Below are 20,813 nucleotides of genomic sequence, written 5' to 3'. Positions count from 1 at the left end.
GCTAGTTTACATCGCAATGAGATCGATCTCATTGACGATAAACGAGGCAGTCATGACCGATTTAATCAGCGTAGCCAGACTGGCAGGGGTTTCCCGCGCAACCGCGGCGCGCGCCTTTTCTGATCCCCATCTGCTCAAACCTGGCACGCTGCTAAAGGTGCTTGCCGCCTCAGAGCAGATGGGCTTTCGCCCGAATCATATTGCCCGTCAGCTCCGTACCCAACACTCCACCACGCTTGGCGTTCTGCTGCCTTCACTGCTCAATCCGGTTTTTGCCCTGCAATTGCAGGCGATGGAGCAGCAGGCCCGGCAGGCTGGGTATGCGCTGCTGGTGGCAACCAGTGATTATCAGCCTGAGCGGGAAGCGGCTATTGTCGAACATATGCTGCACCAGCGTGTCGCCGGTCTGGTACTGACCGTGGCAGACGCCGACCGCAGTGCGCTGCTGACGACGCTGGCGACCGCGAAAATGCCTTTCGTACTGACCCACAATGTGCCGCAACAGCACGACTGGCCCGCACTGTGCGTCGACAATCGTAAAGCGATGACGGAAGCGACCGCCCATCTTATCTCGCTCGGCCACCGCCACATCGTGATGGCCGCTGGCCCGATGCAGCAATCTGACCGTGCGCGTCTGCGCTATCTCGGCTACTGCGAAGCCATGCAGCAGGCGGGTCTGACGCCGCGGGCAATGATTGAGATGCCCAGCCATATCCACTCCGATTTCAAACCGCTGCTGCCGCTGATGAATGCCCCTTCGCCGCTGACTGCAGTGATTTGCAGTAACGATCTGCTGGCTATCAGCCTGCTGGGGGCTGCTGCGCGTGCCGGTGTCAGCGTACCGAATCAATTGTCAGTTATCGGCTTCGACGGCATTGAGCTGGGTGAACAGCTTTCACCGTCACTGGCCAGCGTGGTTCAGCCGATTGCGCTGATGGGCACGCGCGCCATCGATCTGCTTCTGAATCCGGCCGGTAAGATCCCCTTGCTGGCCCATCATTTACGGCTCGGGGAGAGTATCGCCCCGGCATTTCATGGCTCTTCTTCAGGGAAATATCATGTCACTCACCGTTAATATCAAACAGATCGTCAGTGCTGCGCTGCTGGCTAGTTGCTCGCTAACCAGTTCGTGGGCGCAGGCGGCGGAAAATGCTATCTGCTACAACTGCCCGCCAGAGTGGGCCGACTGGGCCACGCAGCTCCAGGCGATTGAAAAAGCGACCGGCATTCATGTGCCGCAGGATAATAAAAATTCGGGGCAGGCGCTGGCGCAGCTGGTGGCGGAGAAAAACAATCCGGTCGCCGACGTGGTCTATTACGGCGTCAGCTTTGGTATTCAGGCTGTTAGTGCCGACGTGGTCAGCGCTTACAAACCCGCTAACTGGGATCAGATCCCGGCAGGCATGAAGGATCCGAATGGCAGGTGGGTGGCGCTGCACTCCGGCACCGTGGGGTTTATGGTCAATGTTGATGCGCTGGGTGGCGTGCCGGTGCCGCGTTCCTGGGATGATCTGCTGAAGCCGGAATATAAAGGTATGGTGGGGTATCTGGATCCGGCCAGTGCTTTTGTGGGCTACGTCGCGGCCGTGGCAGTCAATCAGGCCAAAGGCGGCAGCCTGCATGACTTCACCCCGGCGATTAACTGGTTTAAGGCGCTGCAGCGCAACCAGCCGATTGTGCCTAAGCAGACCGCCTATGCGCGACTGATTTCAGGCGAAATCCCGATTCTGATCGATTATGACTTCAACGCCTATCGCGCCCGCTACAAAGATCACGCCAACGTCGGGTTTGTCATCCCGAGCGAGGGAACGGTTACGGTGCCGTACGTTATCAGCCTGGTGAAGAACGCGCCGCATCCGGCAAACGGTAAGAAAGTGATTGATTTCGTGCTGTCAGATGCCGGTCAGGCGATCTGGGCCAATGCCTGGCTGCGTCCGGTGCGGGCTGGGGCGATGTCAGCCGAGGCGAAGAAATATTTCCTGCCTGACAGCGATTATGCGCGTGCCCATACGGTCGATTATCAGCAGATGGCCGATGCGCAGAAAGGCTTCTCCGCCCGCTATCTGAGCGAGATCCGCTGATGTCACTCTCAGAAATCAATCCGTTTGCTGCTGGCGACTCAGTTCGCCACCGCCTTCGGCCGCTGGGGGCAAACTGGCCGTGGATGCTGCTGCCTGCGCTGCTGTTCTTTACTGCCTTCTGGCTATTGCCGTTTGCTCGTCTGTTACAGATCGGTATGACGGAGGATCGCACGACTCACCACAGCGGCTACTGGACGGTAATCAGCCAGCCGCAGTATCTGCAAAGCCTGCTGAATACCGTGCTGCTCTCGGCGGCGGTTACACTGGTGACGCTGCTGATTGCTGCGGTGGTGGGCTGCTTTCTGGCACGCCAGCGCTTTACCGGGCGCGGCATGCTGCTGGCGCTGCTGACCTTTCCGCTGGCCTTTCCGGGCGTGGTGGTGGGATTTCTGATGGTGATGCTGGCGGGGCGTCAGGGTGTTCTGGCGCAACTCAGCCTCAGCCTGTTTCATGAGCGCTGGGTTTTCGCCTATTCGCTCAGTGGCTTATTTATTGGCTATCTCTATTTTTCGCTGCCGCGCGCCATCGTGACGCTGGTGGCGGCCAGTGAAAAGCTGGACTGTTCACTGGAAGAGGCCGCCCGTTCGCTGGGGGCCAGCCAGTGGCGCATCATCGTCGACGTCATCATGCCAGGGCTGAAACCGGCGCTGTTCTCCTGTGGCGCGCTCTGTTTCGCCACCAGCATGGGGGCGTTTGGTACCGCATTTACCCTGGGCACAGAGCTGGCGGTGCTGCCGCTGACTATTTACGGCGAGTTCACCAATTACGCCAACTTTGCCACCGCAGCGGCGCTCTCGGTGGTGATGGGCGCGGTGGCCTGGCTGGCGCTGATGCTGGCTAATGGGCTTGCCCGTCGCAGGGAGCGTTCATCATGAAGCGCCGGGCTCTGTTCTGGCTGCAGGTGGCGATCACCAGCCTCACCGCGCTGTTTATGATCGTGCCGATCGTGCTCTCAATGCTGGCGGGCGTCACGCAGAACTATTTCGCGGGTCTGCGCAGCGGCCTGACGCTGAAGTGGGTGGAACTGGTGTGGCAGATGTATGCCGACACCTTCTGGCTGTCGCTGCTGATTGCGCTGAGCTGTCTGGCGGTGACGGTCATCGTGGGTGTACCCGCCGCCTGGGGCTTACTGAAGTCACCGTCGCGCTGGGCCTCACGCATCGAAGAGTGTCTGATGCTGCCGGTCGCGTTGCCGGGCCTGGCTACCGCGCTGGGGATCATTCTGCTTTATGGTCAGTTCAGCGCGTTGCGCGACAGCTGGCTCTTCATCCTGATCGGCCATGTGCTCTTTACACTGCCCTTTATGATCCGACCGGTGCTGTCGGTAATGCAGGCGATTGATCTGCCGCGTCTGGAAGAGGCCGCCGCCAGCCTGGGGGCGGGTTTCTGGCGTCGCTTTTTTACCGTGGTCGTCCCGAACTGTCGCAACGGCATTCTGGCGGGCGCGTTTATGGTGATCACGCTGTCGGTAGGGGAGTTCAATATCACATGGATGCTGCACACGCCCCTGACCAAAACCCTGCCGGTCGGGCTGGCCGACAGCTACACCTCGATGCGGCTGGAAGTTGGATCCGCCTACACCCTGATTTTTATCATGATGATTTTACCGCTGCTGCTGTTGCTCAACGCCTGTAATCACTGGCTGGAACGGCAATCAGCGCGGCAGCAGAGAGAGGAAACCTTATGAAAGAGGCTATCAACGTGACGCTGCGCCACTGCTCGCGTCGCTTCAATCAGCAGGTCGCGCTGCATCCGCTCGATTTGCGGGTTCACGCCGGTGAAACGCTGGTGCTGCTGGGGCCGTCGGGCTGCGGTAAAACCACGCTGCTGCGTATCATCAGCGGTCTGGAAAGCAGCGATCCACCGGGTGAGATCTGGTTTGATAAGCGTAACGTCACCGCGCTACCGATTGAGAAACGCAATGTCGGCATGGTGTTCCAGAACTACGCGCTGTTCCCGACGCTCAACGTGGCGCAGAACGTCGCCTATGGCCTGAAGGTGCAGGGCGTGCCGCGTGCTGAGCGTGAGGCGCGGGTGGCAGAGATGCTGGCGCTGGTTGATCTGACCCCTCTGGCACATCGCGCGATTGATAAGTTGTCCGGCGGGCAGAAGCAGCGTGTGGCCCTGGCTCGCGCGCTGGCCGCCCGGCCTAAAGTGCTGCTGTTTGATGAGCCGCTGGCGGCGCTTGATGCCAGGCTACGCGATCGACTGCGGCTGGAGATCGGTGCGCTGCTCAAACGGCTGGCGATCACCGCCGTTTACGTCACGCACGATCAGCAGGAGGCGATGGCGCTGGGCGATCGCATCGCGGTGATGGAGCAGGGCCGCCTGGTGCAGCTCGATACGCCGCAGGGCATTTATCAGCGCCCGGCTTCGCGCTTTGTGGCCGATTTTGTGGGGGCCATTAACTGCATTGCGCACGATCCCACGGGTCAGCCCCTGCGTTTTTGCCGCCCGGAAGATGTACTGCTGGCCGACGACACGCGTTATCCGCAGCGCGGCGTAGTGGTGGGCAGCACGTTTCTCGGCGCTTCGCAGCGCTTACTGATCGATATCGGGCTGGATAGCCCCATTCAGGTAGAACGTCATGCGCGCGAAATCTGGCAGGCCGGGCAGCGCATCAGCTGGTCGCTGACCAGTCAGGCCGCGCTGGAATTCAGTTGCTAAGGAGTCTGTTGTGTCAGTTCAACCCACAGTGATCGCCCAAATCAGCGATCTGCATATCAAGGCCAATGGCCGCCTCTCGTACAAACAGGTCGATACCCATGCGGCATTGTTGCAGGTGATCGACACCCTTAATGCGCTGCAGCCGCGGCCAGATGTGGTGGTGATGACCGGCGACCTGGTCGATTTTGGCAGGCCTGAAGAGTACCAGATACTGCGGGAAGCTTTGCAACGCCTGCGATTGCCATTTTACCTGATGGCGGGCAATCACGACGACCGCGAGGCACTGCGTGCTGCTTTCCCGGATCACACCTATCTGCAGGCGGGACCCACCCTGAACTGGCAGCTTTGCGTCGGCGGCGTCAGGCTGCTGGCGCTGGACTCCAGCGTGCCGCAACAGCCATGGGGTGAGCTGGACGAACACCAGTTGCAATGGCTGGATCAGGCACTGAGCGCGGCTGCCGAACAGCCCACGCTGGTGATGCTGCATCATCCTCCTTTTGCCTGCGGCATTGCCCATATGGACCGGCAACGGTTACGTCATCCGGAGGCCCTTGAGGCGATCATTGCCCGCCATCCGCAGGTTGAGCGGGTGTTATGCGGTCATCTGCATCGCAGTCTGCAGACCCGCTTTGCCGGCACGCTGGCCTGTGTTGCGCCGGGCGTATCGCATCAGGTGGCGCTGGATCTGCATCCCAGAGGGCCGGCTCACTTTATTCTGGAGCCGCCCGGCTTTTTGCTTCATTGCTGGCAACCCGGCCAGGGACTGGTCACGCATCAGTGTGCGATTGGCCGCTTTTCGGGACCCTGGCCTTTTTACGATAGTCAGGGATTAATCGATTAGTGCCAGTCAAACCTGGATTCTCAGGCGTGAAATTTGTCTTAATGCTGCTCAAAAATGCCGACACCGTGTAGACTTAAACCCGGATATCAGGGCTTCTGGCACACATTAAAAAAATAATCAGGCATTGACGACATGACATTTATCTCCAGGGCGGCGACGCCATGCTAAAGCTCTTTCGGCCCAAGGCCGATTTGCGCAATCTGATCGCCCTGCTGGTGATTGTCAGCATTGTTATCACGCTCGCGAATACGCTTTATGCCACCTGGCGGGTTCAGCGCCAGGTGCTGATTGACACCACGCTTGAGGCCAACCGGGCCTATGCCGCCAAGCTGGCCTCAACCAGTGAGATTTTCTTTCAGCTGGCGCAGTCACAGCTGCACTACAGCGCAAATCAGCTCAGCCGCGACTTTAATAATGAGGCGCTGCTGGAAAGCGAAGTCAGCCGCCTGCGCGAGCAGACCAGCAGTTTCAACTCAGTGGCGATAGTGGATGCGCAGGGCGTGATCAAAGCGATTTCGCCAGAGTCGTTGCCCCTGAAAGGCATGCACCTGACCAGCGACGCCTCACGGGAAGCGCTGACCCTGCGCCAGCCAGGCATCAGTAAACCCACCCTTTCTGCCGCCAACAATTTGCTGGTGTTTGTCTCCTGGCCTGTCTGGAGTGCCGATGGCGACTATCTGGGCTACATCGGCGGCACCATCTATCTGAAGAAAAAAAGCATTCTGAATGCGCTGCTGGGTGAGCAGTTTTACCGGGATGGCACCACGGTCTATGTGCTCGACAGCAATAATGAAGTGTTGTATCACCCGAACCGGCAACTGGTGGGTAAAACGCTGCCGGCCATCGTCAGTCCACGCGATGAGCAGACCAATGGCTCGCTGATGCTTGCCGGTCCGGGTGAGTCAGCTCAGCTGGCGGGCTTTGCGATCGTGCCGACTACCGGCTGGACGGTGGTGGCGCTCAAGCCGATTAACGTCACGCTGGATCCGCTGTCGGGCCTGTTAATAAAAGTCCTGACAAACTCGGTGCCGTTTGCGCTGCTGACTCTGCTGGTAGCCGTGGTTCTGGCGCGGCTGATAGCCCGACCACTCTTCCAGCTGGCCCGCAAAGCCAGCCGGATGGATGCGCAGGGGGTATCAAAAGAGATTGGTGGCATCACCGCCTGGTATTTTGAGGCGGCTCAGGTCAAACGTGCACTGCTCACTGGTATTAGTCTGGTGCAGGACAAGATTGGCCGTCTTAGCTCGGAAGCGCAGACCGATCCGCTGACCCAGTTGCTCAATCGCCGTGGTCTGAACGCGGTGCTGGAGTATTACCGTACGTTGCGCCAGCCTTTCTCGGTGCTGGCTCTGGATATCGACCACTTCAAAAACGTCAACGACAGCTGGGGTCATGATGTCGGTGACCGGGTGATTCAACAGGTGGCGAGCACGCTGCGTGCCAGCGCCCGTCAGTCTGATGTGGTGTGTCGCAACGGCGGAGAGGAGTTTCTGATGCTGCTGCCGGGCACGGCCCTGGATGAGGCACAGATCATCGCAGAGCGCGTACGGCTGGGTATTGCCGAAGCCTGGCTTACGGATGTAGGACGAATTACCTTGTCTATTGGCGTTGCGGCATGGAATGGCACCCAGGATACCGGGCTGGAAACGAGTCTGAAACAGGCGGATGCGGCGCTCTACGCGGCGAAAAATGCCGGGCGAAACTGCGTTATCGTAGCCGCAGCTTAATCACACAAATAGCGGATATTTTTTTACGGCAGGGAAGCGTGAAAGGAAAGAAGATAAGCAGGGCGCGGTGGTCGGGCTACCGCGCCCCTCAACATCAGGCTGACTTAACGTAATCCAGCACCATGTCGTGGTGATTCGAGGTCTTAAAGTTATCAAACACTTTCTCAATCCTGCCTTCAGCGTCAATCAGGAAGCTGATGCGATGAATGCCGTCATAGGTTTTCCCCATAAAGGTTTTTTCACCCCAGACGCCAAACGCCTGGCAGACTTCATGATTTTCATCTGACAGCAGTGTGAAGTTCAGCAGCTCTTTTTCGACAAACTTTGACAGTTTTTCCGGTTTGTCAGTGCTGATACCCAGGACTTCCACGCCCGCTTTTTTCAACTCATCCATGTTGTCACGCAGACCGCACGCCTGCACGGTACAGCCTGGCGTCATCGCTTTCGGGTAGAAGTACACCAGAACGCGCTGTCCCTGGAAGTCGGTCAGATTCACGTGTTCGCCGTCCTGGTCGGGCAGGCTAAATGCAGGTGCAGTATCTCCGGCTTTCAGTGGATTCATCACATCTCTCCATTTTCTTATTCAGGCTGTGGGTAATACACCATCCGGGCCGAAACGACCAGAGGGAACATTACCATCAGGGGGTATTTCACCACATAGCCGATCACGCGTCAGGCATGTGGAGAAATAGCTCCGGTTTATTAACTAAAGCTTAGCGTACCGCGCTGACAGATTCGCTGCTGTCGGCGTCAGACACACTGTAGAGACGCAGCGTTCCCTGCGCATTCAGCTCCTGACACAGGGTATTAAAAGCCTGCTCAAAAGTGGTGCCACTGGTTCGTGTCGGACTGTGGGCGGTCATTTGAATATAGAGCGTTGGTGGCAAATTGTGTTGCGCGGGTGTGATACGCGACACCAGTTCGGCCACATTCATCTGATGCTTATCAATAAGATCGGTAAAGCGTTCAATAATATGCGGCGAGTCGGCCACTTCCACCTGAATGAACGCGGTATCGGGCATCGGCGGACGAACCCCGGCGTTGGTGCGCTTCATGACGATAAGCAGCTCCAGCTCTGCGCCTTTCAGCGGCAGCGTCGATTCAATCAGCGTAATTGCGTTCCAGCTGCCCGACAGCAGCATGATAAAGGTGAACTCATCCCCAAGCATGGCAAGACGGCTATCTTCAATATTGCAACCGCAGCTGCTGACGTGTCGGGTAATCGTATTGACGATACCCGGCCGGTCAACACCGAGCGCGGTGATCACCAGATGATGGGGCTGAGATTGCGGCAAAATGGCTTTTCCTCTGCTTTCGCTAATAACCATAAGGTAAACATAAAAAAAACTGCTGACAAGCGCGGGAATGGCGTGGCTTGCTTGCTTTTCCCTAAGTGTAAAACGTACCATGAAGCACTTGTTTGTCGAGGGGATCGCCAATGTTTACGGGAAGTATTGTTGCACTCGTTACGCCAATGGATGACAGCGGTAATGTCTGCCGGTTGAGTCTGAAAAAACTGATTGATTATCACGTCGCCAGCGGCACCGCGGCGATCGTTTCCGTCGGCACCACAGGCGAATCTGCAACCCTGAGCCATGAAGAACATGGTGATGTGGTGATGCTGACCCTGGAACTGGCCGATGGCCGTATTCCGGTGATTGCCGGAACCGGTGCAAATGCCACCGCTGAAGGCATCTCTCTGACGAAGCGTTTTGAAAATTCCGGCGTAGTGGGTTGCCTGACCGTGACGCCTTATTACAATCGTCCGACGCAGGAAGGGCTGTTCCAGCACTTTAAAGCGATTGCGAATAGCACCAGCCTGCCGCAGATGCTGTATAACGTTCCCTCGCGTACCGGTTGTGACATGCTGCCGGAAACCGTTGCCCGCCTGGCCGAAATTAAAAATATTATCGGAATCAAAGAGGCAACCGGGAACTTATCGCGGGTTAGTCAGATCCAAGAGCTGGTTAATGAAGACTTTATTCTGGTGAGTGGCGATGACGCGACTGCGCTGGACTTTATGCAACTGGGCGGCAAAGGCGTCATTTCGGTGACCGCAAATGTGGCTGCACGTGAGATGGTCGAGCTGTGTCAACTCGCACAGCAGGGCAATTTCGTTGAGGCACGCCGCCTGAATCAGCGTCTGATGCACCTGCACCAGACGCTTTTCTGTGAACCCAATCCTATCCCGGTGAAATGGGCTGCGAAACAGCTAGGATTAATCGCTAACGACACGCTGCGTCTGCCAATGACGCCACTGACTGCAGCCGGCCAGCCGAAAGTGGAGCAGGCGCTGGTGAAAGCGGGTTTGCGATAATTTAGGGAGTTTGAATGAATTACTCAGTAAAGCGGTCAACAGTAGCCACAGTAGTCGGGCTTTCTACTCTGATGCTGTTGTCGGCCTGTTCAAGCGATCAGCGTTATAAGCGCCAGGTCAGCGGTGACGAATCTTATCTTGAAGCCAGCCAGTTAAGTGAACTGAAAGCACCAGCCGGTATGATCCTGCCGGTTCAGCGTGGTGACTATGATGTGCCGCGCACCAGCAGCCAGGCACCAACCGGCAAGCAGCTCGACATCCGTCCGCCAGCCCAGCCGCTGGCGCTGATGAACGGGACCCGCGCGCAGTTCAGCAACAATACCGGTGCGCTGATGATCGACAACAGCCGCGGTTCAGTCTGGTCACGGGTCGTTAACGTCGTTGAGTCAAACAAATTCCCGATTGCTTCACGTAACGATGCCGGTCAGCAGCTGACGACCGACTGGGTGCAGTGGAACCGTGCTGATGAAGATCAGCAGTATCGTGGCCGCTATCAGATCAGCGTGCAGTCGCAGAGCTATCAGCAGCAGCTTACCGTGCGCCTGCTGGAGCTGCAGCAGGATGGTAAAACCATTACGTCGCCTGTGCAGATCCAGCGTTACACCGCGCAGATGATGAATGAAATCAGCAGCGGTCTGGACAAAATTGATACCGCCAGTGAAAACGCGGCATCAGGTCGGGTAAGTGGTGCTATTGATGTGCAGAGCGGCGCAGATGACACCGGTCTGCCCATGCTGATTCTGCGTACGCCATACAATGTGGCATGGCAGCGTTTACCAGATGCGATGAAACGCGTTGGAATGGAAGTGACCGATACCACCCGCTCAACCGGCAGTATGAAGGTGACTTACAAGTCACCGGGCAGCAGCGACTGGGATTCAGTGGGTGCAAAAGATCCGGAATTACCAAACGGTGATTACAAAGTGCAGGTCGGCGATCTCGACAACCGCACCAGCCTGCAATTCATCGACCCGAAAGGGCATGTGCTGACCCAGTCGCAGAACGATGCGCTGGTGGCCGTGTTCCAGGCGGCGCTGAACAAATAAAGTTGCCTCAGGCCGGAGATTCTCCGGCCTTTTTATTTTGTTTTTGGCATACTAGCGCGCGGCGAAGTAAACGATTGCGTCAAGGCAATCGCCGCAGCGGCACTGGTCGCTGAACACCCGTTATTTCAAGTCTGGAGTGAACAAGATGCAAAAGCGAGCTGAGTTGTATCGCGGTAAAGCGAAAACTGTATATAGCACCGATAACCCGGATCTGCTGATACTCGAATTCCGCAACGATACGTCAGCAGGTGATGGTGCCCGAATCGAGCAGTTTGATCGCAAAGGAATGGTTAACAACAAGTTTAACCACTTCATTATGACCAAATTGCAGGAAGCAGGTATCCCGACCCAGATGGAAGCGCTGCTGTCCGATACCGAAGCGCTGGTGAAGAAGCTGGAGATGGTGCCGGTTGAGTGCGTGGTGCGTAACCGTGCCGCAGGCTCGCTGGTAAAGCGTCTGGGCGTGGAAGAGGGCATTGTGCTCAATCCGCCGCTGTTTGATCTTTTCCTGAAAGATGATGCAAAACACGACCCGATGGTCAACGAATCTTACTGCGAAACCTTTGGCTGGGTCAGCAAACAGAACCTGGCGCGGATGCAGGAGCTGACCTTTAAAGCCAACGAGGTGCTGAGCAAACTGTTCGACGATGCGGGCCTGATTCTGGTCGACTTCAAACTGGAATTTGGTCTGTTTAACGGCGAAGTGACGCTGGGCGATGAGTTTTCGCCAGACGGTGCACGCCTGTGGGACAAAGAGACGCTGGATAAAATGGACAAAGACCGTTTCCGTCAGAGCCTTGGCGGCGTGGTTGAAGCCTATGAAGCGGTGGCACAGCGATTGGGCGTAAAACTCGACTGAGTTTGCCTGCAGCGCAGAAAGAAAGCACACAGAACAAGGAGAGCCCCGGCTCTCCTTTTTTCATTTCAGGGTAAAGCTGGTGATTGCCCCGTCACACAACTAAAATCATGCCATCTGAAAAATGACTGAGGGAATACAGCATGCGCTGGCAAGGGCGTCGCGAAAGCGACAATGTAGAGGACCGTCGCGATCAATCGTCCGGTTTAGGTGGCGGAGGCCGCCAGATTCGTCTGCCGCGTGGCAAAGGCGGTATCGTATTGCTGATCGTGGTGGCAGTCGCCGGTTATTACGGATATGACCTGACCGGACTGCTGACGGGGGGGGACGTCGCACCGACCAGCCAGCAGCAACAGCGCAGCGTCAGTGCCAATGATGACGAGGCCGCGAAATTCACGAAAGTGATCCTGGCTACAACGGAAGACACCTGGGGCAAACTGTTCCAGCAGATGAACAAACAGTATGTGGCGCCGAAGCTGGTGATGTATCGCGGTGCAACCCGCACCGGCTGCGGAACCGGACAGTCTGTGATGGGACCGTTCTACTGTCCTGCCGATCAGACCGTCTACATCGACCTCTCTTTCTATGACGAGATGAAAACTAAGCTGGGTGCAGGCGGTGACTTCGCCCAGGGCTACGTCGTCGCGCATGAAGTTGGCCATCATGTCCAGAAACTGCTGGGCATTGAGCCGAAAGTGCGTGAAATGCAGCAGGGTGCCAGCGAGAAGCAGGTGAATCAGCTCTCCGTCAAAATGGAACTGCAGGCGGACTGTTTTGCGGGTGTCTGGGGACACTATATGCAGAAGGAAAACGTTCTTGAAGCAGGCGATCTGCAGGAAGCGCTGAATGCCGCTGAGGCGATTGGCGATGACCGTCTGCAGCAGAAAGGTCAGGGCCGCGTCGTGCCGGACAGCTTCACCCACGGTACTTCTGAGCAGCGCTACACCTGGTTTAAGCGCGGGTTTGATGGTGGCGATCCAGGACAGTGCAACACCTTCGCCAGCAACTGATGAACCCAACGCAGCTTATGCAACAGGCCGGTGTGCGTCGTCTGGCAGTCATCAGCGGCGACCCGGCCTGGTGCTTAGATCGGGCTGCGGCGTGGCGTGAAGCGCTGCCAGGCGACTGGCTGGCGCTGAGTCCGGCGCCACTATTTTCTGATTCATCTGACGAGTCAGCTCTGCACAGGCCGCCTGGCGCGGTACGCACGCTGCTGGGACGCGAGTTCCATCATGCGATATTCGATGCACGCCAGGGCTTTCATGCCGAGGCTTTCGCTGCGCTGGCCGGTACGCTGACCGCCGGTAGCTGGCTGCTGCTGCTGGTGCCGCCCTGGCAAGCGTGGCCGCAACAGCCTGACAGCGACAGCCTGCGCTGGGCGGACGTCGCTGAACCCATCTCAACCCCTCTTTTTGTTCACCACCTGCAACAGCTGATCCTGGCGGATGACCAGGTGCTGCTGGAGCGGCAGCATCAGCCCTGCCGTTTTCCGGCGCAGCCGGACTGGCCGCAGTGGCACTGTCAGGCACCACAGCAGCAGCAGGCGATCCTCGATAAGCTGATCGCGCTGCCCTCGGGTGTCGCCGTACTGACCGCTGCCCGTGGACGGGGTAAATCGGCGCTGGCGGGAATGCTGGCCCGGCAGAACAGACATTGCCTGGTGACGGCACCGGCCAAAGCCTCAACAGAGGTGCTGGCTGCTTTTGCCGCTGAGCATTTTCACTTTATGGCACCTGATGCACTGCTGGCGCAGGAGACGCCGCCACCGGCGGAGTGGCTGATTGTGGATGAAGCCGCGGCGATCCCGGCCCCGCTGCTGCAGGCGCTGGTCAGCCGCTATCCCCGCATATTGCTCACCACCACCGTTCAGGGCTATGAAGGCAGCGGGCGCGGCTTTATCCTTAAATTCTGCGCCGGGCTTACCGGGGTTCACTATTTCACACTGGATGAGCCGCTACGCTGGTCGCGTTTTGATCCGCTGGAGCAGTGGCTGAATCAGGCGCTGCTGTTTGACGATGCCAGCGCCAGTGCGCCTGATACTCTGGTAACACCGCATCGTGTTGAACGTCACGATTTCAGCGCGCTTGAAGCCGCTTACCGTCTGCTCACCAGCGCGCACTATCGCACGTCGCCGCTTGATCTGCGCCGCCTGCTGGATGCACCAGGTATGCAGCTGTGGCGGGCGGGCAATGCACCTGCGTTACAGGGCGCGCTCTGGCTGGTGGAGGAGGGCGGTCTTGAACCTGAGCTGGCGCAGGCGGTTTGGGCGGGCATCCGGCGACCGCGCGGCAATCTGGTTGCGCAGTCGCTGGCAGCCCACGCCGGTCTGGCTGAGGCGGCAACCCTGCGCTCGCAGCGCATCAGCCGGATTGCCGTGGCGGCGGAGAGCCGTCGTCGGGGAACCGGACAGCAGCTTGTTGCGGCGGCGGTTAATGCGGCTGCCGATCACGACTACCTCTCTGTCAGCTTCGGCTACACTGAATCACTCTGGGCGTTCTGGCGTGCCTGTGGCTTTGCTCTGGTGCGGATTGGCAGTCAGCGCGAAGCCAGCAGCGGCTGTTACGCGGCGATGGCCATATTGCCCTGTTCTGCTGCGGGTGAGGCACTGACGCGCCGGGCAGCAGAACAGCTGGCGCGTGACTGGCCGCGATTGCAACAGCATATCGCGCTGGAACTGCAGTTTGATAAGACCACAGATGATGGATTGATCCCTCAGGATAACCATCTGGCCATCGGTTTCGCCTGGGCGCAGCGGCCACTGGAGGCGAGCCTGCCGGTATTGCAGCGCCTGGTTGAGTCCAGTGCCGTCTCCGTACCGCTGCTGGCCTCCGCGGTTGCTGCACCTGATGCGCTAAGCGACCTGGCCCGGCAGGCCGGCTTAAGCGGCCGCAAAGCGCTGATAGCTAAGCTACGTCAGCAGGCGGCTTCAGCCCTCGAAAGCCTGGGCGTTACTGCTGACGCGCTGCATCTGCCGTTGAAATAATTCGACCAGCTGGTTCAAATTATCCCCATATCATTTTGTGCCAGGCGGCGTAGAGTGAACACAGGAGGTCAACATGACACTGAAATATGTAATCGTTCAACAGCCTGCCACCACCGCACAGCTGTTTCTGCTCTATCACGGCGTTGGCGACAACCCGGATTCAATGGGTGAGATTGGCAACTGGTTTGCGAAAACTTTTCCCGACTCGCTGGTGGTTTCCGTCGGTTCACCCGGCGTGGTTCGTCAGTGGTTTGGCGAGACTGACCTGCACGATCAGACTATCCAGCAGCGGGTTGATGCGGCAATGCCGCAGTTTGTTGCGTCGGTGCGTCACTGGCAGAAAAAGAGCGGCGTGCGGCCGGAAGCGACAGCCTTAATCGGTTTTTCGCAGGGCGGCAGTATGGTGCTGGAAGGGGTTAAAGCCCATCCGGACCTGGCAGGTCGCGCAGTGGTGTTTAATGGCCGATTTATTACCCTGCCGGAAAAGGCCACTACCCGCACCACGATTCACCTGATCCACGGTGATTATGATGAACAGATCCCGCTTCACCATGCCCGGGAGGCGGAACAGCGGCTGACCGCCTGCGGTGGCGACGTGACACTCGATATCGTTGACGATCTGGCGCATGCCATCGATCACCGCAGCATGGAGCTGGCGCTGAATCATCTGCGCTATACGGTGCCAAAACGCTACTTTGATGAGGCGTTAAGCGGCGCAAAACCGGGTGACGATGACGTTATCGTGATGATGTAAAAAAGCCCCTGCAGTGCAGGGGCTTTTTCATTTACTTCTTCTTCGGCCAGTTGTCGTCGTCATCCCATTTATCGTTGAAATCACGATGCGGCGGCAGGTCAGGTTTGTTATCCATAAATTTTTTGTGATCGATGCGTTTCAGATCTTTATAAACATTCATCAACACACCAACCATCAGCAGGATCACCAGGATCCACCAGTAATCTTTAATAAATTCCATTTGATGCTCCTTAACATCGCCGTCAGGCGATCAGTTGTTCCATGATGCGCTGGTACATCCGGCTCAGCATCTGCAGGTCGGAGGCTTTCACACACTCATTGATTTTGTGAATGGTGGCATTCACCGGCCCCAGCTCCACCACCTGCGCGCCCATCCGGGCTATAAACCGGCCATCAGAGGTGCCGCCCGTGGTCAGCAGCTGCGGCTTAATTTCATTATAGTGCGCTACAGCTTTCACGACGGCATCCACCAGCTTACCGCGTGAGGTCAGGAAGGGCTGCCCCGAAAGTTTCCACTCGATGGTGTAACGCAGCTGATGACGATCCAGCAACTCTGCGACCCGCTGACGGATCATCTCATCGGTGAGTTCGGTGCTGAAGCGGAAGTTGAACTGCACAAACAGCTCGCCGGGGATCACATTGTTGCTGCCGGTGCCCGCCTGGACATTTGCAATCTGCATGCTGGTGGCCGGGAAGAACTCATTTCCCTGATCCCACTCCGTCGCGACCAGCTCAGTCAGCGCAGGCATCGCCCGGTGAACCGGATTATCCGCCAGATGCGGATAGGCGACGTGGCCCTGCACACCGTGTACCGTCAGGTTGGCGGTAATTGAGCCGCGCCGGCCATTCTTCACCACGTCACCGACGACTTCCGTGCTGGAAGGCTCGCCGACCAGGCAATAGTCCAGGCGTTCGCGACGCGCCATCAGCCGCTCAACCACTTTAACCGTGCCGTTGGTCCCACTGGCCTCTTCATCAGAGGTAATCATAAAGGCGAGGCGGCCCCGGTGATGGGGACGCACCGCCACAAAACGTTCGGCGGCCACCACCATGGCCGCCAGCGAGCCTTTCATATCAGCCGCGCCACGGCCAAACAGCATGCCATCGCGGATGGTCGGTTCAAATGGCGGGTTGATCCAGCGACTGGCATCGCCAGGCGGCACCACATCGGTGTGACCGGCAAACGCCAGCGTTTCACCTTCGCCACGGGTGGCCCAGAAATTCAGGGTATCGTCGATGTTCATCGTTTCAATCTTAAAGCCAATGGCTTCAAGACGGGCGATCAGCAGAGCCTGACATCCGGCATCATCGGGGCTGAGAGAGGGGCGACGAATAAGCTGCTGCGTCAGCTCAATGACCGGGCAAAACATATTATGACTTCTCCTGAATAGCATTCTGATAGGTGGCTTCGCTGAAACCGGCGAGCAGGGAGCCATCCGGGGTGCGCAACAGCGGACGCTTAATCATGGCGGGATGCGCCAGCATCAGCGCCCTGGCGCTACTGGCATCGTTAACCGCTTCACGATCAACCTCGGGCAGTTTACGCCAGGTCGTGCCGCGTGTGTTAATCAGGGCTTCATAGCCCAGCGCATCGATAAATTCCTGCAGCAGGGCATCGCTCAGGCCATCGGCACGGTAGTCGTGAAAGTGATAATCAATACCTGCATCTGTCAAAAAGCGCCGGGCTTTTTTTATGGTGTCGCAATTTTTAATCCCGAACATCACCCACTGCGTGCTCATTGCCCGATCCTTATTATCCTGTGAGAAGAGAAAGCTGAAAAAAGCAGCCAAAGCGCGAGTTTAGCATAGTGTAATCGGTTGCGGCATCCGCGCTGGCGCGGGAATCAGGCCGGGTATCCTGCACGCCGTCTCTTAATTTCCCCTCGGGTAAACGCTATCAATTACGCAGGCAATTATTACCCTGCTTATCGATGCGTGCTTAAGAATTTCGCCATGTTGATAAAATAGTCTACCGCTGGGCTTAAAATAAATTATTTTCAATGAGGTTAAGGAGTTGCTGAAATGTGCGTCAGCTTCCAGAATCAGCAACATTCATGTTTTTGTGAGGCTTGCCGATAGGTATAACAGGTGTAAACGTATTCACCTGCTTAAAAAAAGCGCGTAATATTGTCAGCACAATAAGAGAGGGCATTATGATTGACACTGAAATGGGAACCTGGAAAGAATTTATCGAAGCGATGTTACGCAACAAGTAATACGCTCAGAAAAAAGCAGGTCATTCCCACTTGCTGGAATTCTTACCACACACAGAAATAAAGCGGCCACTGAGTTCAGTGGCCGCTTTTTATTTAGCGTTAGTCGTGCAGTTTCTCTTTAAGCGGGAAGCGACGGCGGACCAGCACAAAGAACAGCGGCACAAAAAAGATCGCCAGCAGCGTGGCGGAGATCATCCCGCCCATCACGCCGGTTCCCACGGCGTGCTGGCTGCCGGAACCTGCACCGCTACTGATTGCCATCGGCAGCACCCCAAAAATAAAGGCCAGCGAGGTCATCAGAATCGGCCGCAGACGCTGACGCGATGCCTCCAGCGTGGACTCCACCAGTTCACGGCCTTTGCTGTTAATCTCATTAGCAAACTCAACAATCAGGATGGCGTTTTTGGCGGATAGCCCCACGACCGTCAGCAGGCCAACCTGGAAATAGACATCATTCTCCAGCCCGCGCATCCAGGTGGCGATAAGCGCGCCCACCACACCCAGCGGCACCACCAGCATTACCGAGAACGGGATCGACCAGCTCTCATACAGCGCGGCCAGGCAGAGGAACACCACCAGCAGCGAAATCGCATAAAGCGCTGGAGCCTGCGAGCCGGAGAGCCGTTCCTGATAAGAAGCACCGGTCCACTGGAACCCGACACCCAGCGGCAGCGCATTGACCAGCTTTTCCATTTCATCCATCGCCGTACCGCTGCTGACGCCATTCGCCGCTTCGCCGACAATCTCCAGCGACGAATAGCCGTTGTAACGTTCAAGGCGTGGTGAACCGGTCTCCCAGCGGCTGGTGGCAAACGCGGAGAAGGGCACCATTTTGCCGCTGCTGTTGCGCACGTACCACTTGTTGATGTCGTCCGGCAGCATGCGGAATTCGGCGGCGGCCTGCACATAGACCTTTTTTACCCGCCCCCGATCCAGGAAGTCATTCACATAGCTGGAGCCCCACGCGGTAGTCAGGGTGTCGTTGATGGTGTCCAGCGACACGCCCAGCGCCTGCGCTTTGCGGGCATCCACATCAATCTGCAGCTGCGGGCTGTCATCCAGTCCATTGTGCCGTACCCGCGATAGCGACTTATCGTTGCCCGCCATCTCCAGCAGTTTGTCGCGCATCGCCATCAGTTGCGTATGACCGATACCCGCGTGATCCTGTAGCTGCATGTCAAAGCCGGAGCTGCTGCCCATGCCGGTAATGGCGGGCGGACTGCTGGCAATCACCCGCCCCTCTTTAATTTTCTGAAACGCCTGAGTCGCACGATCGATAATGGCGAATGAGGTGCGATCGGCACCTGGCCGATTTTCCCAGTCTTTCAGCCGCACAAACAGACGTGCCACATTCTGCCCATTGCCGCCCGGGCCGGCCCCGATGGTAGAGAACACCGACAGCACGTTGGCCTTCTCCTCAGTGAGATAATAGTGTTCAACTTTCGCGACCACGCTGGCGGTTTGCTCAAGCGTTGCGCCCGCCGGAAGCTGAACCTGAGTCAGGAAGACGCCGCGATCTTCCAGCGGCAGAAACGAGGTTGGCAGACGCAGAAACAGAAACGCCATCAGGCCGATAATGCCGAGATAGAGCAGCAGCCAGCGACCGCCCCTGCGCAGAATGCCTGCAACGCCGCGCTGATAGCGGTCAGCATTGCGATTGAAGTGACGATTGAACCAGCCGAAGAAACCGCGACGCTCAGGCTGCTCGCCCTTCACCACGGGTTTCAGCAACGTGGCACACAGCGCCGGTGTCAGGATCATCGCGACCAGCACCGACAGCACCATTGCCGAAACAATGGTGATGGAGAACTGACGGTAAATCGCGCCGACGGTACCGCCAAAAAATGCCATCGGCACAAACACCGCAGAGAGCACCAGCGCGATACCGACCAGTGCGCCCTGAATCTAGCCCATCGATTTTCGCGTGGCGGCACGCGGCGAGAGCCCCTCTTCGTGCATGATACGTTCGACGTTCTCCACCACGACGATGGCATCGTCTACCAGCAGCCCTATCGCCAGCACCATGGCAAACATGGTCAGGGTATTGATACTGAACCCGCAGGCATAGAGCACGCTGAAGGTACCGAACAGCACGACCGGCACGGCAATGGTCGGGATTAACGTGGCACGGAAGTTCTGCATAAACAGGTACATCACGCCGAAGACCAGCACGATCGCCTCCAGCAGCGTCTTCACCACATCGGTGATCGACGCTTTAACGAACGGCGAGGTTTCATAGGCAATTTTCGCTTCCAGACCGTGCGGGAAGTAGTGCGACAGCTCCTCTATACGTGCACGGACCAGCTTATCGGTGTTCATCTCGTTGGCACCGGACGCAAGTTTTACGCCCAGGCCTGACGCGGGCTGGCCGTTATAGCGGCTCAGATAATCATACTTCTCCGCGCCCAGCGCCACGGTGGCGACATCACCCAGCGTCACCACAGAACCGTCGGGATTGTTCTTCAGCGTAATGGCCCGGAACTGCCCGGGGGTCTGCAGCATCGACTGGGCATTCACCGTCGCGTTCAGCGCCTGCTTCTCTACGGATGGCAGACCACCGACCTGACCCACGGCAACCTGAGTGTTCTGCGACTGAATTGCACTGACCACATCGTCGGTGGTCAGCGCGTAGGCGATCAGTTTGTTAGGATCGAGCCAGATGCGCATCGCATATTGCGAGCCGTAAGCGTCTACCTGGCCGACACCATCAATACGGCTCAGCGGATCCTGAATATTACTGGCGACATAGTCTGAAATATCCTGCTTATCCATACTGCCGTCGGTTGAGACGAAAGCGACCATCAGAATATTGCTGTCACCGGTTTTATTGACCGTTACGCCCTGCGACTGAACCGCCTGCGGCAATTTGCGCAGCGCTGACTGCAACTGGTTCTGAACCTGCTGACGGGCTTCATCGGGATTGGTCCCGGCGGTAAAGGTGAGGGTGATCTGTGCCTGACCCGTGTTGCTGCTGTTCGAGGACATGTACATCAGATTATCGATGCCGGTCATGTTCTGCTCGATAACCTGAGTAACGGTGTTCTCCAGCGTCTGGGCGGATGCGCCGGGGTAGTTGGCGGTGATGCGCACGTTGGGTGGTGCCAGATCGGGATACTGTTCAACAGGCAGCGAAATAATCGAAAGCGTGCCGCACAGGCACAGCAGAATCGCCAGAACCCAGGCAAAGATGGGACGGTCGATAAAGAAATTCGACATTAAATCGACACTCCTCAGGGACTTTCATAAGCGTTCAGGCCCACCGGCAACGGGCGCACTGGCCGACAAACCGGATGGTTTTTGCCACGATTTTCCGCCGCCATTTACT

General features: G+C 57.5%; 18 protein-coding genes and 1 pseudogene. 13 read left to right on the top strand and 6 right to left on the bottom strand.

Annotated features, from left to right (window positions below; genetic code table 11):
- Nucleotides 1-52 precede the first annotated feature (52 nt).
- The 7 genes from NIM72_RS07180 (at nucleotide 53) to NIM72_RS07150 (ending at nucleotide 7,316) form a co-directional block, all read left to right on the top strand.
- The gene (locus NIM72_RS07180) at nucleotides 53-1,075 is read left to right on the top strand and encodes a substrate-binding domain-containing protein (RefSeq protein ID WP_253419618.1); all 1,023 of its coding nucleotides are present in this window, start codon (nucleotides 53-55) and stop codon (nucleotides 1,073-1,075) included.
- Nucleotides 1,059-2,081, top strand: a complete 1,023-nt coding sequence (locus NIM72_RS07175) for an ABC transporter substrate-binding protein (protein WP_253419615.1) — start codon at nucleotides 1,059-1,061, stop codon at nucleotides 2,079-2,081. The genes NIM72_RS07180 and NIM72_RS07175 overlap by 17 nt, the downstream gene beginning before the upstream one ends.
- Nucleotides 2,081-2,956, top strand: coding sequence for an ABC transporter permease (locus NIM72_RS07170; RefSeq protein ID WP_253419612.1), 876 nt, complete (start codon nucleotides 2,081-2,083; stop codon nucleotides 2,954-2,956). The genes NIM72_RS07175 and NIM72_RS07170 overlap by 1 nt, the downstream gene beginning before the upstream one ends.
- Entirely contained in the window at nucleotides 2,953-3,768 is an 816-nt protein-coding gene (locus NIM72_RS07165; RefSeq protein WP_161736927.1) for an ABC transporter permease, read from the top strand. Before NIM72_RS07170 ends, NIM72_RS07165 begins: the two co-directional genes overlap by 4 nt.
- On the top strand, nucleotides 3,765-4,748 hold the full coding sequence (locus tag NIM72_RS07160) for an ABC transporter ATP-binding protein (protein ID WP_161736926.1): 984 nt from the start codon (nucleotides 3,765-3,767) through the stop codon (nucleotides 4,746-4,748). The genes NIM72_RS07165 and NIM72_RS07160 overlap by 4 nt, the downstream gene beginning before the upstream one ends.
- 10 nt (nucleotides 4,749-4,758) lie before the next feature.
- Nucleotides 4,759-5,589: a metallophosphoesterase gene (locus NIM72_RS07155; protein ID WP_253419609.1), complete on the top strand. Its 831-nt coding sequence runs from the start codon at nucleotides 4,759-4,761 to the stop codon at nucleotides 5,587-5,589.
- A gap of 161 nt (nucleotides 5,590-5,750) precedes the next feature.
- Nucleotides 5,751-7,316 carry a sensor domain-containing diguanylate cyclase gene (locus NIM72_RS07150; protein WP_161736411.1) on the top strand — a complete coding sequence of 522 codons (1,566 nt, stop codon included), beginning with the start codon at nucleotides 5,751-5,753 and terminating at the stop codon, nucleotides 7,314-7,316.
- A 94-nt stretch (nucleotides 7,317-7,410) separates the two neighbouring features.
- On the opposite strand, the gene bcp is transcribed toward NIM72_RS07150, so the two are convergent.
- Together bcp and NIM72_RS07140 are read right to left on the bottom strand one after the other, a co-directional pair.
- The gene (gene bcp, locus NIM72_RS07145) at nucleotides 7,411-7,878 is read right to left on the bottom strand and encodes a thioredoxin-dependent thiol peroxidase (protein ID WP_010260016.1); all 468 of its coding nucleotides are present in this window, start codon (nucleotides 7,876-7,878) and stop codon (nucleotides 7,411-7,413) included.
- A gap of 151 nt (nucleotides 7,879-8,029) precedes the next feature.
- Nucleotides 8,030-8,611: a glycine cleavage system transcriptional repressor gene (locus tag NIM72_RS07140; protein ID WP_150012539.1), complete on the bottom strand. Its 582-nt coding sequence runs from the start codon at nucleotides 8,609-8,611 to the stop codon at nucleotides 8,030-8,032.
- A 143-nt stretch (nucleotides 8,612-8,754) separates the two neighbouring features.
- Here NIM72_RS07140 and dapA point away from each other — a divergent pair, with 143 nt between their 5' ends.
- From dapA to ypfH, 6 genes are all read left to right on the top strand, one after another.
- Complete coding sequence (gene dapA / locus NIM72_RS07135) at nucleotides 8,755-9,633, top strand: 4-hydroxy-tetrahydrodipicolinate synthase (RefSeq protein WP_161736412.1); 879 nt, start codon at nucleotides 8,755-8,757, stop codon at nucleotides 9,631-9,633.
- A gap of 14 nt (nucleotides 9,634-9,647) precedes the next feature.
- Complete coding sequence (bamC, locus tag NIM72_RS07130; protein WP_253419606.1) at nucleotides 9,648-10,679, top strand: outer membrane protein assembly factor BamC; 1,032 nt, start codon at nucleotides 9,648-9,650, stop codon at nucleotides 10,677-10,679.
- A 145-nt stretch (nucleotides 10,680-10,824) separates the two neighbouring features.
- Nucleotides 10,825-11,538, top strand: a complete 714-nt coding sequence (gene purC, locus NIM72_RS07125) for a phosphoribosylaminoimidazolesuccinocarboxamide synthase (protein WP_010260002.1) — start codon at nucleotides 10,825-10,827, stop codon at nucleotides 11,536-11,538.
- A gap of 140 nt (nucleotides 11,539-11,678) precedes the next feature.
- On the top strand, nucleotides 11,679-12,545 hold the full coding sequence (locus NIM72_RS07120) for a neutral zinc metallopeptidase (RefSeq protein WP_161736414.1): 867 nt from the start codon (nucleotides 11,679-11,681) through the stop codon (nucleotides 12,543-12,545).
- Nucleotides 12,545-14,518 (top strand): tRNA(Met) cytidine acetyltransferase TmcA, encoded by a 1,974-nt coding sequence (locus NIM72_RS07115; protein WP_253422056.1) that lies wholly within the window; start codon nucleotides 12,545-12,547, stop codon nucleotides 14,516-14,518. Before NIM72_RS07120 ends, NIM72_RS07115 begins: the two co-directional genes overlap by 1 nt.
- 73 nt (nucleotides 14,519-14,591) lie before the next feature.
- The gene (gene ypfH, locus NIM72_RS07110) at nucleotides 14,592-15,272 is read left to right on the top strand and encodes an esterase (protein WP_253419603.1); all 681 of its coding nucleotides are present in this window, start codon (nucleotides 14,592-14,594) and stop codon (nucleotides 15,270-15,272) included.
- 31 nt (nucleotides 15,273-15,303) lie between these two features.
- On the opposite strand, the gene NIM72_RS07105 is transcribed toward ypfH, so the two are convergent.
- From NIM72_RS07105 to acrD, 4 genes and pseudogenes are all read right to left on the bottom strand, one after another.
- On the bottom strand, nucleotides 15,304-15,492 hold the full coding sequence (locus NIM72_RS07105; RefSeq protein ID WP_003848800.1) for a YpfN family protein: 189 nt from the start codon (nucleotides 15,490-15,492) through the stop codon (nucleotides 15,304-15,306).
- 22 nt (nucleotides 15,493-15,514) lie between these two features.
- Nucleotides 15,515-16,642, bottom strand: coding sequence for a succinyl-diaminopimelate desuccinylase (dapE, locus tag NIM72_RS07100; RefSeq protein WP_161736416.1), 1,128 nt, complete (start codon nucleotides 16,640-16,642; stop codon nucleotides 15,515-15,517).
- Nucleotide 16,643: 1 nt separating this feature from the next.
- Complete coding sequence (locus tag NIM72_RS07095) at nucleotides 16,644-17,012, bottom strand: ArsC family reductase (protein ID WP_253419600.1); 369 nt, start codon at nucleotides 17,010-17,012, stop codon at nucleotides 16,644-16,646.
- A gap of 575 nt (nucleotides 17,013-17,587) precedes the next feature.
- Nucleotides 17,588-20,704: pseudogene (gene acrD, locus NIM72_RS07090) on the bottom strand (multidrug efflux RND transporter permease AcrD).
- Nucleotides 20,705-20,813 lie beyond the last annotated feature (109 nt).

The organism is Pantoea sp. B550 (genome assembly GCF_024158165.1).
Taxonomy (GTDB): domain Bacteria; phylum Pseudomonadota; class Gammaproteobacteria; order Enterobacterales; family Enterobacteriaceae; genus Pantoea; species Pantoea alfalfae.
Note: the sequence above shows the minus strand (reverse complement) of the source record. Positions and strands in the feature narration are given on the sequence as shown.